This window comes from Pseudomonas sp. TE6283 (assembly GCF_054060555.1).
This window is the reverse complement of sequence record NZ_JBSSDH010000023.1, coordinates 15,952-30,163: the sequence shown is the minus strand read 5'-3', so window position 1 is coordinate 30,163 and position 14,212 is coordinate 15,952. Positions and strand designations below refer to the sequence as shown.

The 14,212-nt window shown below is 67.3% G+C and carries 12 protein-coding genes and 1 pseudogene; all 13 read left to right on the top strand.

Annotation, left to right across the window (positions count from 1 at the left end; all coding sequences use genetic code 11):
• The first annotated feature begins 1 nt into the window (after window position 1).
• The 13 genes and pseudogenes from paaH (at window position 2) to paaZ (ending at window position 13,971) form a co-directional block, all read left to right on the top strand.
• Entirely contained in the window at window positions 2-1,519 is a 1,518-nt protein-coding gene (gene paaH / locus ACVWZ5_RS22770; protein WP_280071148.1) for a 3-hydroxyacyl-CoA dehydrogenase PaaH, read from the top strand.
• A complete protein-coding gene (gene paaI, locus ACVWZ5_RS22765; RefSeq protein ID WP_062574089.1) occupies window positions 1,512-1,961 on the top strand; it encodes a hydroxyphenylacetyl-CoA thioesterase PaaI in 450 nt (149 codons plus the stop codon). Before paaH ends, paaI begins: the two co-directional genes overlap by 8 nt.
• Entirely contained in the window at window positions 1,954-3,174 is a 1,221-nt protein-coding gene (gene pcaF, locus ACVWZ5_RS22760) for a 3-oxoadipyl-CoA thiolase (RefSeq protein ID WP_062574090.1), read from the top strand. Before paaI ends, pcaF begins: the two co-directional genes overlap by 8 nt.
• A 94-nt stretch (window positions 3,175-3,268) precedes the next feature.
• Complete coding sequence (gene paaK, locus ACVWZ5_RS22755; RefSeq protein ID WP_260269523.1) at window positions 3,269-4,588, top strand: phenylacetate--CoA ligase PaaK; 1,320 nt, start codon at window positions 3,269-3,271, stop codon at window positions 4,586-4,588.
• A 299-nt stretch (window positions 4,589-4,887) separates the two neighbouring features.
• Window positions 4,888-5,877, top strand: coding sequence for a 1,2-phenylacetyl-CoA epoxidase subunit PaaA (paaA, locus tag ACVWZ5_RS22750; RefSeq protein WP_186600011.1), 990 nt, complete (start codon window positions 4,888-4,890; stop codon window positions 5,875-5,877).
• Between the two features lie 28 nt (window positions 5,878-5,905).
• Window positions 5,906-6,187, top strand: a complete 282-nt coding sequence (gene paaB, locus ACVWZ5_RS22745) for a 1,2-phenylacetyl-CoA epoxidase subunit PaaB (RefSeq protein ID WP_011533969.1) — start codon at window positions 5,906-5,908, stop codon at window positions 6,185-6,187.
• 8 nt (window positions 6,188-6,195) lie between these two features.
• On the top strand, window positions 6,196-6,954 hold the full coding sequence (gene paaC / locus ACVWZ5_RS22740) for a 1,2-phenylacetyl-CoA epoxidase subunit PaaC (RefSeq protein WP_062574093.1): 759 nt from the start codon (window positions 6,196-6,198) through the stop codon (window positions 6,952-6,954).
• The gene (gene paaD, locus ACVWZ5_RS22735; RefSeq protein ID WP_062574094.1) at window positions 6,941-7,465 is read left to right on the top strand and encodes a 1,2-phenylacetyl-CoA epoxidase subunit PaaD; all 525 of its coding nucleotides are present in this window, start codon (window positions 6,941-6,943) and stop codon (window positions 7,463-7,465) included. The genes paaC and paaD overlap by 14 nt, the downstream gene beginning before the upstream one ends.
• A gap of 15 nt (window positions 7,466-7,480) precedes the next feature.
• Window positions 7,481-8,557, top strand: coding sequence for a 1,2-phenylacetyl-CoA epoxidase subunit PaaE (gene paaE, locus ACVWZ5_RS22730; RefSeq protein ID WP_457340874.1), 1,077 nt, complete (start codon window positions 7,481-7,483; stop codon window positions 8,555-8,557).
• A gap of 205 nt (window positions 8,558-8,762) precedes the next feature.
• Window positions 8,763-9,071, top strand: coding sequence for a DUF485 domain-containing protein (locus ACVWZ5_RS22725; protein WP_028688889.1), 309 nt, complete (start codon window positions 8,763-8,765; stop codon window positions 9,069-9,071).
• Window positions 9,062-10,630: pseudogene (locus ACVWZ5_RS22720) on the top strand (cation acetate symporter); the annotation flags it as partial. The gene ACVWZ5_RS22725 and the pseudogene ACVWZ5_RS22720, both read left to right, overlap by 10 nt.
• 35 nt (window positions 10,631-10,665) lie before the next feature.
• The gene (locus ACVWZ5_RS22715; RefSeq protein WP_301141909.1) at window positions 10,666-11,898 is read left to right on the top strand and encodes an OprD family porin; all 1,233 of its coding nucleotides are present in this window, start codon (window positions 10,666-10,668) and stop codon (window positions 11,896-11,898) included.
• A gap of 24 nt (window positions 11,899-11,922) precedes the next feature.
• Window positions 11,923-13,971 carry a phenylacetic acid degradation bifunctional protein PaaZ gene (paaZ, locus tag ACVWZ5_RS22710; RefSeq protein ID WP_062574097.1) on the top strand — a complete coding sequence of 683 codons (2,049 nt, stop codon included), beginning with the start codon at window positions 11,923-11,925 and terminating at the stop codon, window positions 13,969-13,971.
• Window positions 13,972-14,212: the final 241 nt, after the last annotated feature.

The window sequence follows — 14,212 nt, the reverse complement described above, 5'->3', positions numbered from 1 at the left end:
CATGGCCGCACTCGACAATCATGCCCTGGTGGCGGTGATCGGCGCTGGCGCCATGGGTGCCGGCATCGCCCAGGTGGCGGCCCAGGCCGGCCACCCGGTATGCCTTTATGACAACCGCCCCGGCGCCGCCGCGCAGGCCATCGAAGGTATCGACCGGCAGCTCGGCCGGCTGGTCGAGAAAGGCAGGCTCAGCCCTGACAACCGCAGCGCCATCCGCGCTCGCCTGCAACCGATCGACAGCCTCGACGACCTGGCCGATGCCCGCCTGGTGATCGAGGCCATCGTCGAAAGCCTGCCGATCAAGCAAGAACTGCTGCGCCAACTTGAAGCCCGGTGCGCCGACGACTGCATCCTGGCCAGCAACACCTCTTCGCTGTCGATCACCAGCCTTGCCGCCGGGCTCCGGCACCCGCAACGGGTGATCGGCATGCACTTCTTCAACCCGGCACCGCTGATGGCGCTGGTGGAGGTCGTGTCCGGGCTGGCCACGGCGCCGACACTGGCGACCACCCTGTACGACACCGCCCGGAACTGGGGCAAGCAACCGGTGCACACCCGTTCGACGCCGGGCTTTATCGTCAACCGCGTGGCTCGGCCCTTCTACGCCGAAAGCCTGCGCCTGCTGCAGGAGGGCGCCGCCGACTGCGCCACCCTCGATGCCCTGCTGCGCGACGCCGGGGGCTTTCGCATGGGCGCGTTCGAGCTGACCGACCTGATCGGCCACGACGTCAACTACGCAGTGACCTGCTCGGTGTTCGAGGCGTTCTATGGCGACTTCCGCTTCCAGCCATCGCTGGTGCAAAAAGAGCTGGTCGATGCCGGGCGCCTCGGGCGCAAGTCTGGCCAGGGCTTCTATAGCTATGCCGAAGGCGCCGAGCGGCCACAGGCCGCGGCAATCACCAGCCAGGCGCCTGTCGAGTGCTGCACCGTGGAAGGTGACCTGGGCGTCCTGCAGCCCCTGGTCGAGCGCCTGCGCGCCAAGGGTATCGGCGTCACCGAGCGCGCTGGCAGCGGCGTGCTGCGGGTGGGGGATGCCACCCTGGCGCTGTCCGATGGCCGCCTGGCCAGCCAGCGCGCCCGCGAGGACGGTTTGCGCAACCTGGTGCTGCTGGACCTGGCCCTGGACTACGCCAGCGCCACGCGCCTGGCCATCAGTCACGGCGCCGAGTGCAGTGCCGAGGCCCTTGGCCAGGCCGTCGCCCTGCTCGCCCAGGCCGGGCTGAGCATCTGCCCGGTGGCCGACCTGCCCGGCCTGGTGGTGCTGCGCACCGTGGCGATGCTCGCCAACGAGGCCGCCGACGCCGTGCTGCAGGGCGTCGGCACGCCCGGCGATATCGACCTGGCCATGTGCGCCGGGGTCAACTACCCACGCGGCCCGCTGGCCTGGGCCGACGACCTGGGGGTCGGTTTCACCCTGGACGTACTCGACAACCTGCAACGCAGCTACGGCGAGGAGCGTTACCGCCCGTCCCTGCTGCTGCGCCGCACCCACGCCGAAGGAGGCCATCTGCATGGCTGAACAATCCGCACACACCCTGGCCCGCGCCTGTGCCCAGGCCATGTTCGCCCGCGACGCCGCCAGCCAGGGCCTGGGCATCGAGCTGCTCGACGCCGGCCCCGGCAGCGCCCGACTGGGCATGCGCGTGCGCGCCGACATGATCCAGGGCCACGGCACCTGCCACGGCGGCTACCTGTTCGCCCTGGCCGACTCGGCCTTCGCTTTTGCCTGCAACAGCTACGATGAAGCCGCCGTGGCCCTGGGTTGCAGCATCGACTATGTGGCGCCGGCACGCCTGGGCGATCAGTTGCTGGCCACCGCCGGCGAGCAGAGCCGCAAGGGCCGCACCGGCAACTACGACGTGCGCATCGAGAACCAGCAGGGCGAGCTGATCGCCCTGTTTCACGGCAAATCCTACAAAGTACGCGGCACCGTGCTGTCGCCGGAGACCTCCCATGACTGATGCCACCCTGCCCCACGCGCTGATCATCGATGCCGTGCGCACGCCCATCGGTCGCTATGGCGGCGCCCTGGCGAGCGTGCGCCCCGACGACCTCGCCGCGGTACCGATCAAGGCGCTGATAGCGCGCCATCCCGAGCTGGACTGGACGGCCGTAGACGATGTGATCCTCGGCTGCGCCAACCAGGCCGGCGAAGACAACCGCAACGTCGCGCGCATGGCCGGCCTGCTGGCCGGGTTGCCGATCGAGGTGCCCGGCACCACGATCAACCGCCTGTGCGGCTCGGGCCTGGACGCCATCGGCAACGCCGCCCGCGCCCTGCGCTGCGGAGAGGCCGGGCTGATGCTGGCCGGCGGCGTCGAATCGATGTCGCGGGCGCCCTTCGTCATGGGCAAGTCGGAACAGGCCTTCGGTCGCAGCGCGCAGCTGTTCGACACCACCATCGGCTGGCGCTTCGTCAACCCGCTGATGCAGGCGCAATACGGCATCGACTCGATGCCCGAGACCGCCGAGAACGTCGCCGAGCGCTTCGCCATCTCCCGCGAGGACCAGGACGCCTTTGCCCTGCGCAGCCAGCTCAAGGCCGCCGCCGCCCAGGCCAATGGCCGCCTGGCCCGGGAGATCGTCGCGGTGGAGATCCCCCAGCGCAAAGGCCCGGCCAAACGCGTCGAGCACGACGAACATCCACGGGGCGACACCACCCTTGAGCAACTGGCGCGCCTGGGCACGCCGTTCCGCGACGGTGGCAGCGTCACCGCCGGCAATGCCTCGGGGGTCAACGACGGTGCCTGTGCCCTGCTCCTGGCCAGCCCCGCGGCAGCCCGGCTACATGGCCTCAAGGCTCGCGGCCGGGTCCTTGGCCTCGCCGTGGCGGGCGTCGAGCCGCGACTGATGGGCATCGGCCCAGTACCGGCCACCCGCAAGGTGCTGGAACTGACCGGCCTGTCCCTGGCCGACATGGACGTGATCGAACTCAACGAAGCCTTCGCCGCCCAGGGCCTGGCCGTGCTCCGCGAGCTGGGCCTGGCCGACGACGATCCCCGGGTCAACCCCAACGGCGGCGCCATCGCCCTGGGTCACCCGCTGGGCATGAGCGGCGCGCGGCTGGTCACCACCGCCCTGTACCAGCTGGAGCAGACCGGCGGCCGCTACGCCCTGTGCACGATGTGCATCGGCGTCGGCCAGGGCATCGCCCTGGTGCTCGAACGCCTCTGATCAGCCGCCAGAGACGCCACGCGACGCGGGCAGTATGCTGCCTGCCATGACACTCAGGGCTTCGGCCCACGACAAGAACAACTCGAGTGAAACCATGAATCTCTACCACGATGCCGACCGCGCCCTGCTCGACCCGATGGAAACCGCCAGCCTCGACGCGCTGCGCCAGCACCAGCTGGAACGCCTGCGCTGGAGCCTGAACCACGCCTACGCCAACGTGCCGCTCTATCGCCAGCGCTTCGATGCGTGCGGCGCCCACCCCGATGACCTGAAGTCGCTGGACGACCTGGCGAAGTTCCCCTTCACCGGCAAGAACGACCTGCGCGACAACTACCCCTACGGCATGTTCGCCGTGCCCCAGGACCAGGTGGTGCGCCTGCACGCCTCCAGTGGCACCACCGGCAAGCCGACTGTAGTCGGCTACACCCAGAACGACATCGACACCTGGGCCAACGTGGTGGCGCGCTCGATCCGCGCCGCCGGCGGGCGCCGCGGCGACAAGGTGCACGTGTCCTATGGCTACGGCCTGTTCACCGGCGGCCTGGGCGCGCACTACGGCGCCGAGCGCCTGGGCTGCACGGTGATCCCCATGTCCGGGGGCCAGACCGAAAAGCAGGTGCAACTGATCCGCGACTTCCAGCCAGACATCATCATGGTCACGCCCTCGTACATGCTCAACCTGGCCGACGAGATCGAGCGCCAGGGCATCGACCCGCACGACCTCAAGCTGCGCCTGGGCATCTTCGGCGCCGAACCCTGGACCGACGAACTGCGCCGATCCATCGAGCAGCGCCTGGGCATCGATGCGCTGGACATCTACGGGCTGTCGGAAATCATGGGCCCGGGCGTGGCCATGGAATGCCTCGAGACCAAGGACGGCCCGACCATCTGGGAGGACCACTTCTACCCCGAGATCATCGACCCGGTCAGCGGCGACGTGCTGCCGGACGGCCAGCTTGGCGAGCTGGTGTTCACTTCGTTGAGCAAGGAGGCCTTGCCCATGGTGCGCTACCGCACCCGTGACCTGACCCGCCTGCTGCCCGGCACGGCGCGGCCGATGCGGCGCATCGGCAAGATCACCGGGCGCAGCGACGACATGCTGATCATTCGCGGGGTCAATGTGTTCCCGACGCAGATCGAGGAGCAGGTGCTTAAGATTAAACAGCTTTCAGAGCTGTATGAGATTCATCTGTATCGCAATGGCAACCTCGATAGCGTCGAGGTGCATGTGGAACTGCGCAACGACAGCCAGTACCTCGACGAGGGCCAGCGCAAGCAGGTGGTGGGCGAGCTGGCGCGGCAGATCAAGACCTATATCGGTATCAGCACGCAGATCCAGTTGCAGCCATGCGGCACGCTGAAGCGTTCGGAGGGCAAGGCTTGTCATGTGTATGACAAGCGACTTGCTGGCTGACGGCAAGCGCTGAGAATGGAGCCCCGGCATGGTCCGGGGCTTTTTTTTGCCTCGAGAAAGCCGGGGGCGCTTTGCGCCCCTTTCGCGACGCAAGGCCGCTCCTACAGGGGTTCGCGTTCCCCTGTAGGAGCGGCCTTGCCGAGGCGTCGGACCGGTCGGATAGGGCTGCGCAGCAGCCCCGAGCAACCCCAATGCGATACACAAATCGTATTTGATACATCAGATACTGTTTGATGTTGTGTTTTGTATCGCTTATAAATGATCCACGCCCCACGCAGCCCACAACCGGGAGCCTGAACATGTACGCACAGCTCGTAGAAACCGGCGTCAAGCGCCTCAAGTCCCTGGAGGAGATGTCGCCCGAAGAGCGCGCCTTCCAGGAGAAGATCGACGCCGAGATCAAGATCGAAGCCAAGAACTGGATGCCCGAGGCCTACCGCCAGACCCTCATCCGCCAGATCTCCCAGCACGCCCACTCGGAAATCGTCGGCATGCTCCCGGAAGGCAACTGGGTCACCCGCGCCCCGTCGCTCAAGCGCAAGCTGCAACTGATGGCCAAGATCCAGGACGAAGCCGGCCATGGCCTGTACCTGTACAGCGCCATGGAAACCCTCGGCGCCGACCGCGACGAAGAGATCGCCAAGCTGCACAGTGGCAAGGCCAAGTACTCGAGCATCTTCAACTACCCGACCCTGAGCTGGGCCGACATGGGTGCGGTGGGCTGGCTGGTGGACGGCGCGGCGATCGTCAACCAGGTGGTGCTGCAGCGCACCTCCTACGGCCCCTACTCCCGCGCCATGATCCGCATCTGCAAGGAAGAGAGCTTCCACCAGCGCCAGGGCTACGAACTGCTGCTGACCATGATGCGCCACGGCACCCAGGCGCAGAGGGACATGGTCCAGGACGCCATCGACCGCCTGTGGTGGCCGGCGCTGATGATGTTCGGCCCCAGCGACGAGCACTCGCCCAACAGCGCCCAGTCCATGGCCTGGAAGATCAAGCGCCAGACCAACGACGAACTGCGCCAGCGCTTCATCGACCAGACCGTGCCCCAGCTCGAACTGCTCGGCTGCACCGCGCCGGATCCGGCGCTCAAGTGGAACGAGGCCCGTGGCCACTACGACTTCGGCCAGATCCAGTGGGACGAGTTCTACGAAGTGCTCAAGGGCAACGGCCCGTGCAACCAGGAACGCCTGGCCACCCGGCGCAACGCCATCGAAAGCGGTGCCTGGGTGCGCGAGGCCGCCGTGGCCTATGCCCGCAAGCAACAGAACAAGAACGCCGCCTGAAGCGGCGAATGATGCGGAGATACCCCCAATGTCTGTCTGGACCCTGTTCGAAGTCTTCGTGCGCAGCAAGCACGGCCTGAACCACAAGCACGTTGGCAGCGTGCACGCCGCCGACGCCGCCATGGCCATCGAGAACGCCCGCGAGCTGTACACCCGCCGCAGCGAGGGAGTGAGCCTGTGGGTAGTGCCCTCGGCGCTGATCACCGCCTCCTCCCCCGACGAGAAGGACCCGCTGTTCGCCCCGGCCGATGACAAGGTCTACCGCCACGCCAGCTTCTACGAGCTGCCGGCCGAAGTCGGACACATGTGAGGCGCACCATGCACAAGCAAGCACTGATTCAATACCTGCTGCTGCTCGGCGACAGCGCCCTGGTCCAGGGCCAGCGCCTGTGCGAGTGGTGCGGCAAGGCCCCGGCGCTGGAGGAAGAACTGGCGCTGATGAACGTCGGCCTCGACCTGGTCGGCCAGGCCCGCAACTGGCTGGACTATGCCGCCGAATTGCAGGACGACGGCCGCGATGCAGACGCCCTGGCCTTCCGTCGCGACGAGCGCGCCTACCGCAACCTGCTGCTGGTCGAGCAGCCCAACGGCGACTATGCCGTGACGATGCTCAAGCAGTTCCTCTACGACGCCTGGCACCACGCCATGCTCGATGGCTTGAGTGCCTCGGGCGATGAGCGTATCGCCGGCATCGCCGCCAAGGCCCTGAAGGAGGTGACCTACCACCTGCGCCGTTCCGGCGAGTGGGTGCAGCGCCTGGGTGGCGGCACCGAGGAAAGCCGCCGACGCATGCTCGAGGCCATTCCGATGCTGTGGCGCTTCACCGTCGAGCTGACGGTCGCCAGCGACAGCGAAGGACAGCTGGTCCAAGCTGGCATTGCCGCCGACCCGACGCAGGTCGCCCAGCGCTGGCACGCCGCTGTGGAGGCAATCTTCGCCTCGGTCGAGCTGCCGCTGCCCAACGCCGCCAGCCACTTCTACCTGGACGGGCGCAAGGGCCTGCACACCGAGCACCTGGGCCTGCTGCTGGCCGAGATGCAGTTCTTGCCGCGAGCCTACCCCGATGCGACCTGGTGAGCTGATCGCGGGTGACCGCGGCGCGCGCGCCCTGCGCGACGGCGACCTGGCCCAGGCCTGGGCGGTGCTGGCCGAGGTGATGGATCCGGAGGTGCCGGTGGTCAGCGTGGTCGACTTGGGTGTCGTCCGCGACCTCGACTGGCGCGCCGGCCACCTGCACCTGGTGATCACTCCAACCTACTCCGGCTGCCCGGCCACCGAGGTGATCGAGGGCGACATCCGCCAGGCCCTGGAGCAGGCAGGGTTCGCCGAACCCGCGCTGGAGCGCAGGCTTACCCCGGCCTGGAGCACCGACTGGATCAGCGACCAGGGCCGCGAGCGCCTGCGCGCCTACGGCATCGCACCGCCCGCCGGCAGTGCCAGCCTGGGCGGGGCCCCGCCCACGGTGTGCTGCCCGCAATGTGCAAGCCGCGATACCGAACTGCTCAGCCAGTTCGGCTCCACCGCCTGCAAGGCCCTGTACCGCTGCCGTGCGTGCCTGGAACCGTTCGACTATTTCAAATGCCTTTGAGCCGTGGAGAACGCCATGAGCCAGTTTCACAGCCTGACCGTCCGGCAGGTGCGCCAGGAGACCCGCGACGCGGTGTCCATCGCCTTCGACGTGCCCGCGCACCTGCGCGAAGAGTTCCGCTTCACCCAGGGCCAGTACCTGGTCATGCGCACCCGACTGGATGACGAAGAGGTGCGCCGCTCCTACTCGATCTGCAGCGCGGTGCAGGACGGCGAATTGCGCGTGGCGGTCAAACGCGTGCCGGGCGGTCGTTTCTCGGCCTTCGCCAACGAAGTGCTCAAGGCCGGCCAGCAGTTGGAGGTGATGCCGCCGTCGGGCAGCTTCTTCGTGCCGCTGGACCCGGCGCGCCGGGGTCATTACCTGGGCGTGGCCGCCGGCAGCGGCATCACTCCCATCCTGTCGCTGGTCGCCACCACCCTGGCCTGCGAGCCCCACAGCCGCTTCACCTTGCTGTACGGCAACCGCGCCAGCAACAGCGCGTTGTTTCGCGATCGCCTGGAAGACCTGAAGAACCAGTACCTCGACCGCCTCAACCTGATCTTCGTGTTCAGCCGCGAGCAGCAGGATGTCGACCTGTACAACGGCCGCATCGACGCCGACAAGTGCGGGCAGCTGTTCGCTCGCTGGCTCGACGTGCAGTCACTCGACGCGGCGTTCATCTGCGGCCCGCAGGCGATGACCGAGACCGTGCGCGACAGCCTGCAGGCCAACGGCCTGGCCAGGGAGCGCATCCACTTCGAGCTGTTTGCCGCCGCCGGTGGCGAGGCCCGTCGCGAAGCTCGCGAGGCGGCGCGCCAGGTGGATTCGGCGGTCAGCCACGTCACCGTGATCAGCGACGGCCGCGCCCTGGCCTTCGACCTGCCGCGCAACACCCGCAGCGTACTAGAGGCCGGCAATGCCATCGGCGCCGAACTGCCCTTTTCGTGCAAGGCCGGGGTGTGCTCGACCTGCAAGTGCAAGGTGATCGAGGGTGAAGTGGAGATGGACAGCAACCATGCCCTGGAGGACTACGAAGTGGCGGCCGGGTATGTGCTGTCGTGCCAGACCTACCCGCTGAGCGACAAGGTGGTGCTCGATTTCGATCAGCTTTGAGATCGAGGCGCCTGCATCCCTGTAGGAGCGGCCTTGCGTCGCGAAAGGACCGCAAAGCGGTCTCCGGGATCTGCAACATTGCAAAGATTGCCGGGGCTGCTGCGCAGCCCTTTCGCGACACAAGGCCGCTCCTGCAGGGACGGTGCAAGCAGCAATACCGCGTGACCTGAAAAAACAATTACAACAGCCAGAGAGAACGCTCCCCATGACACCCGAACACCTCGAATCCATCAGCAAGCACCCCGCCTTCGTGCAACTGATCCAGCGCAAGCGCCGTCTCAACGGCTCGCTGACCCTGACCATGCTTGTCGCCTACTACGGCTTCGTCCTGCTGGTGGCCTTCGCCCCCGGTGTGCTCGGCCAGTCCCTCAGCGGCGGGGTGACCAGCGTCGGCATGCTGGTGGGCGTGCTGATGGTGCTGCTGTCCTTCGCCCTCACCGGCGTCTACATGCACCGCGCCAACCGCGTCATCGACCCGCTCAACGAAGTGGTCAAGCAGGAGTGCGCGCGATGAACTGGACCGCCATCTCGATGTTCCTGGTATTTGTCTGTTTCACCCTGCTGGTGACCCGCTGGGCCGCCCTGCGCACCCGTTCGGCCAGCGACTTCTACACCGCCGGCGGCGGCCTGACCGGCATGCAGAACGGCCTGGCGATCGCCGGCGACATGATCAGCGCCGCGTCCTTCCTCGGCATCTCGGCGATGATGTTCATGAACGGCTACGACGGCCTGCTCTACGCCCTGGGCGTGCTGGCCGGCTGGCCGATCATCCTGTTCCTGATCGCCGAGCGCCTGCGCAACCTGGGCAAGTACACCTTCGCCGACGTGGTGTCCTACCGCCTGGCCCAGGCACCGGTGCGCCTGACATCGGCCTTCGGCACCCTGGCCGTGGCGCTGATGTACCTGGTGGCGCAGATGGTCGGCGCCGGCAAGCTGATCGAACTGCTGTTCGGCATCAGCTACCTGTACGCGGTGATGCTGGTGGGCGTGCTGATGGTGCTGTACGTCACCTTCGGCGGCATGCTCGCCACCACCTGGGTGCAGATCATCAAAGCGGTGATGCTGCTGTCGGGCACCACCTTCATGGCCTTCATGGTGCTCAGGCACTTCGGTTTCAGCACCGAGGCGATGTTCGCCAGCGCCGTGGCCGTGCATGCCAAGGGCCAGGCGATCATGGCGCCGGGGGCGCTGCTGTCCAACCCGGTGGACGCCATCTCCCTGGGCCTGGGCATGATGTTCGGCACGGCCGGCCTGCCGCATATCCTCATGCGTTTCTTCACCGTCAGCGACGCCAAGGAAGCGCGCAAGAGCGTGTTCTACGCCACCGGTTTCATCGGCTACTTCTACCTGCTGCTGATCGTCATCGGCTTCGGCGCCATCGTCATGGTCGGCACCGAGCCGTCCTACCGCGACGCCAGCGGTGCGATCATCGGCGGCGGCAACATGGTCGCGGTGCACCTGGCCCAGGCCGTGGGCGGCAACCTGTTCCTCGGCTTCATCTCGGCGGTGGCCTTCGCCACCATCCTCGCCGTTGTGGCGGGCCTGGCGCTGTCCGGCGCCTCGGCGGTATCCCACGACCTGTACGCCTGCGTGGTGCGCAAGGGCCAGGCCAGCGAGCAGCAAGAGATGCGCGTGTCGCGCCTGGCCACGCTGGGGATCGGCCTGTTCGCGGTGCTGCTGGGGTTGCTGTTCGAGTCGCAGAACATCGCCTTCCTTTCCGGCCTGGTGCTGGCGGTGGCTGCCTCGGTCAACTTCCCGGTGCTGCTGCTCTCGATGTTCTGGAAAGGCCTGACCACCCGCGGCGCGGTGGGCGGCAGCCTGGCCGGGCTGGTCTCGGCGATCGTCCTGGTGGTGCTGGGCCCGGCGGTGTGGGTCAACGTGCTGCACAACGAGCGGGCGCTGTTCCCCTACAGCAACCCGGCGCTGTTCTCCATGTCGCTGGCCTTCCTCGCGGCCTGGGCCTTCTCGGTCACAGACAGCTCGGAGCGGGCGCGCGAAGAGCGTGGGCGCTACCTGGCCCAGTTCATCCGCTCCATGACCGGTATCGGCGCCGCCGGCGCCAGCAAGCACTGACCTAAAGAACAATAACAATGTCGGGTACAACAACAATGAACCGCACGCACCTCAAGTCAGCCGCCTGGCTGGCCACCCTCGCCCTGCCCTTGCCGGCCATGGCGGACTTGATCGCTGACAGCCACGCACGCCTGGAACTGCGCAACCACTACATCAACCGCGACTTCCGCCAGGGCAGCGCCCCGCAGAGCAAGGCCGAGGAATGGGGCCAGGGCTTCACCGCGCGCTTCGAATCGGGTTTCACCGAGGGGCCGGTCGGTGTCGGGGTGGACGCCATGGGCCAACTGGGCATCAAGCTCGACTCCAGCCGCGACCGACGCAACACCGGCCTGCTGCCTTACGGGCCGCGCAGCCTGGAGCCGGTGGACGACTACAGCGAACTGGGCCTGACCGGTAAACTGAGGGTGTCCAAGAGCACCCTGCGCCTGGGCACCTTGCAGCCGGTTTTGCCGGTGGTGGTGTACAACGACACCCGCCTGCTGGCCTCGACCTTCCAGGGCGGCCTGCTGACCAGCCAGGAGCTGGACGGGCTGACCTTCAACGGCGGCCGCCTGACCAAGGCCAATCTGCGCGACTCTTCCGGGCGCGACGACATCGGCTACGGCGCCGCCAGCAGCGACCACTTCGATTTCGGCGGCGGCAGCTACGCCATCACCCCGCAGGCCAGCGTCAGCTACTACTACGCCAAGCTCGAGGACATCTACCGCCAGCAATACCTCGGTTTTCTGCATACCCAACCCTTGGCCGAAGGTGTCAGCCTGCGCAGCGACCTGCGCTACTTCGACAGCCGCGGCGACGGCGCCGAGCGCGCCGGGCGCATCGACAACCGCAACTTCAACGCCATGTTTACCCTGGGCGTGAAGGCCCACAAGTTCACCGCCACCTGGCAGCAGATGTCCGGTGACAGCGCCTTCCCGTTCCTCAATGGCGGCGATCCCTACACCGTCAACCTGGTCACCTACAACACCTTCACCCGCGCCGGGCTCGACTCCTGGCAGGTGCGCTACGACTACGACTTCGTGGCGATGGGCATCCCCGGGCTGAGCTTCATGACCCGCTACACCGACGGCCGCCACGCCGAAACCGCCACGCTCAGCAACGGCCGCGAGCGCGAGCGCGACACCGACATCACCTACGTCATCCAGAGCGGCCCGTTCAAGGACGTCAGCCTGCGCTGGCGCAACGTCACCTTCCGTTCCGGCAACGGCCTGACCAACGCCGTGGACGAGAACCGCCTGATCATCGGCTACACCCTGGCGCTCTGGTAACCGCGCCCCTTAAAGGAGAACAGCATGTCCGCCGCCCCTACCCTGCAAAGCTTCATCGCCGGCCGCTGGATCGGCCAGCATGGCGCCCAGGCCCTGCGCAGCGCCCTCGATGGCCACGTCCTGGCCTACAGCCACGAAGAGCGCCCGGATTTCGCCGAGGCCGTGGATTTCGCCCGGGCCCAGGGCCTCAAGCAGTTGCTGGCCATGGATTTCCAGCAGCGTGCCGCCCGCCTCAAGGCCCTGGCGCTGTACCTGGCCGAGCGCAAGGAGCAGCTCTACGCCCTGTCCCACCATTCCGGCGCCACCCGCGCCGACAGCTGGATCGACATCGAGGGCGGCAACGCCACGCTGTTCGCTTATTCCAGCATGGGCCGGCGCGAACTGCCGTCGGGCAACCTGGTGCATGAAGGGCCGGCGATCCCGTTGGGCAAGCAAGGCCATTTCGCCGGCAGCCATATCCTCGTGCCACGCACCGGGGTGGCCGTGCATATCAACGCCTTCAACTTCCCGATCTGGGGCATGCTGGAGAAGTTCGCCCCGACCTTCCTCGCCGGCATGCCGTGCATCGTCAAGCCCGCCACCGCCACCAGCTACCTGACCGAAGCCGTGGTGCGCCTGATGAACGAATCGGGCCTGTTGCCGGCCGGCAGCCTGCAACTGGTGATCGGCAGCACGGGCGATCTGCTCGAGCGCCTGCAGGGCCAGGACGTGGTGACCTTTACCGGCTCCGCCGACACGGCGGCCAAGCTGCGCGTGACCCCGAACCTGATCCGCCATTCGGTGCCCTTCACCGCCGAGGCCGACTCGCTGAACTGCGCCATCCTCGGCCCGGACGTCAGCCCCGACAGCGAGGAGTTCGAGCTGTACATCAAGGAAGTGGCGCGGGAGATGACCACCAAGGCCGGGCAGAAATGCACGGCGATCCGCCGCGCCATCGTCCCGGCCAGACACCTCGACGCGGTGGCCAGCCGCTTGCGCGAGCGCCTGCGCAAGGTGGTGGTGGGCGACCCTGCGGTCGAGGGCGTGCGCATGGGCGCGCTGGCCTCCCACGACCAGCAGCGCGATGTCGCCGAGCGCGTGCGCCAGTTGCTGGACAGCTGCGACCAGTTGCTGGGCGCCAGTGACGGCTTCTCCCCGGTCGGCGATGGCGTGGCCGAGGGCGCGTTCTTCGCCCCGACCCTGCTGTTGGCCCGCGACCCGCATGCCGAGGGCGGCGCCCATGACATCGAGGCGTTCGGCCCGGTGAGCACGCTGATGGCCTACGACGACCTCGACGAGGCCCTGGCCCTGGCCGCGCGTGGCAAGGGCAGCCTGGTGGCATCGCTGGTGACCGCTGACCGCTGTGTAGCGGCCAAGGCCATCCCGGTGGCGGCGGCCTGGCACGGGCGGCTGCTGGTGCTCGACAGCGAGGCGGCCAAGGAATCCACCGGCCATGGCTCGCCATTGCCGCAGCTCAAGCATGGCGGCCCCGGCCGTGCCGGCGGCGGCGAGGAGCTGGGGGGGCTGCGCGCGGTCAAGCACTATCTGCAACGTGCCGCCGTGCAAGGCTCGCCAAGCATGCTGATGGCGGTGACCGGTGAATACGTGCGCGGCGCCGAGGTGATCGAAACCGAGGTGCACCCGTTCCGTCGCCATTTCGACGACCTGCACATCGGCGAATCGCTGCTGACCCACCGTCGCACCGTGACCGAGGCCGACCTGGTCAACTTCGGCTGCCTGTCGGGCGATCACTTCTACATGCACTTCGACGAGATCGCGGCGAAGCAGTCGCAGTTCGGCAAGCGCATCGCACACGGTTACTTCGTGCTGTCGGCGGCGGCCGGGTTGTTCGTCAGCCCTGGCGAAGGGCCGGTGCTGGCCAACTATGGCCTGGACACGCTGCGCTTCATCACACCGGTGGGGATCGGCGACACCATCCAGGCGCGCTTGACCTGCAAGCGCAAGATCGACCAGGGCAAGACCAGCCCGCAAGGGCAGGCTCAAGGGGTGGTGGCCTGGGATGTGGAAGTAACCAACCAGTTGGGCGAGCTGGTGGCCAGTTATGACATCTTGACATTGGTGGTGAAGCGGTAAGCGCGATTGGGTGGCGATTCGCGCCCCCTGAGCGGCCTTGCCGGGGCGCCGGACCGGTCGGAAAGGGCTGCAAAGCAGCCCCGGCATGTCCAAGCCTGACGTCACTACTCAACACATTGAAAGACGCGACACTAAAGGCAATATGCCACTTCGCACATCCGCCCTACATCGTGCAACGCCCCTCGGCGCTATAGTCGCCCCACCGCCCCACCGCCAGCCCCTTCCTGGCGGTGGGTGCGCC

What these genes read in the sequence shown, in the direction of transcription:
- paaI (WP_062574089.1), top strand. Translation starts at nt 1,512, where the DNA reads ATGGCTGAACAATCCGCACACACCCTGGCCCGCGCCTGTGCCCAGGCC.
- paaD (WP_062574094.1), top strand. Translation starts at nt 6,941, where the DNA reads ATGCGACCTGGTGAGCTGATCGCGGGTGACCGCGGCGCGCGCGCCCTG.
- pcaF (WP_062574090.1), top strand. Translation starts at nt 1,954, where the DNA reads ATGACTGATGCCACCCTGCCCCACGCGCTGATCATCGATGCCGTGCGC.
- paaC (WP_062574093.1), top strand. Translation starts at nt 6,196, where the DNA reads ATGCACAAGCAAGCACTGATTCAATACCTGCTGCTGCTCGGCGACAGC.
- paaK (WP_260269523.1), top strand. Translation starts at nt 3,269, where the DNA reads ATGAATCTCTACCACGATGCCGACCGCGCCCTGCTCGACCCGATGGAA.
- ACVWZ5_RS22725 (WP_028688889.1), top strand. Translation starts at nt 8,763, where the DNA reads ATGACACCCGAACACCTCGAATCCATCAGCAAGCACCCCGCCTTCGTG.
- paaZ (WP_062574097.1), top strand. Translation starts at nt 11,923, where the DNA reads ATGTCCGCCGCCCCTACCCTGCAAAGCTTCATCGCCGGCCGCTGGATC.
- paaE (WP_457340874.1), top strand. Translation starts at nt 7,481, where the DNA reads ATGAGCCAGTTTCACAGCCTGACCGTCCGGCAGGTGCGCCAGGAGACC.
- ACVWZ5_RS22715 (WP_301141909.1), top strand. Translation starts at nt 10,666, where the DNA reads ATGAACCGCACGCACCTCAAGTCAGCCGCCTGGCTGGCCACCCTCGCC.
- paaA (WP_186600011.1), top strand. Translation starts at nt 4,888, where the DNA reads ATGTACGCACAGCTCGTAGAAACCGGCGTCAAGCGCCTCAAGTCCCTG.
- paaB (WP_011533969.1), top strand. Translation starts at nt 5,906, where the DNA reads ATGTCTGTCTGGACCCTGTTCGAAGTCTTCGTGCGCAGCAAGCACGGC.
- paaH (WP_280071148.1), top strand. Translation starts at nt 2, where the DNA reads ATGGCCGCACTCGACAATCATGCCCTGGTGGCGGTGATCGGCGCTGGC.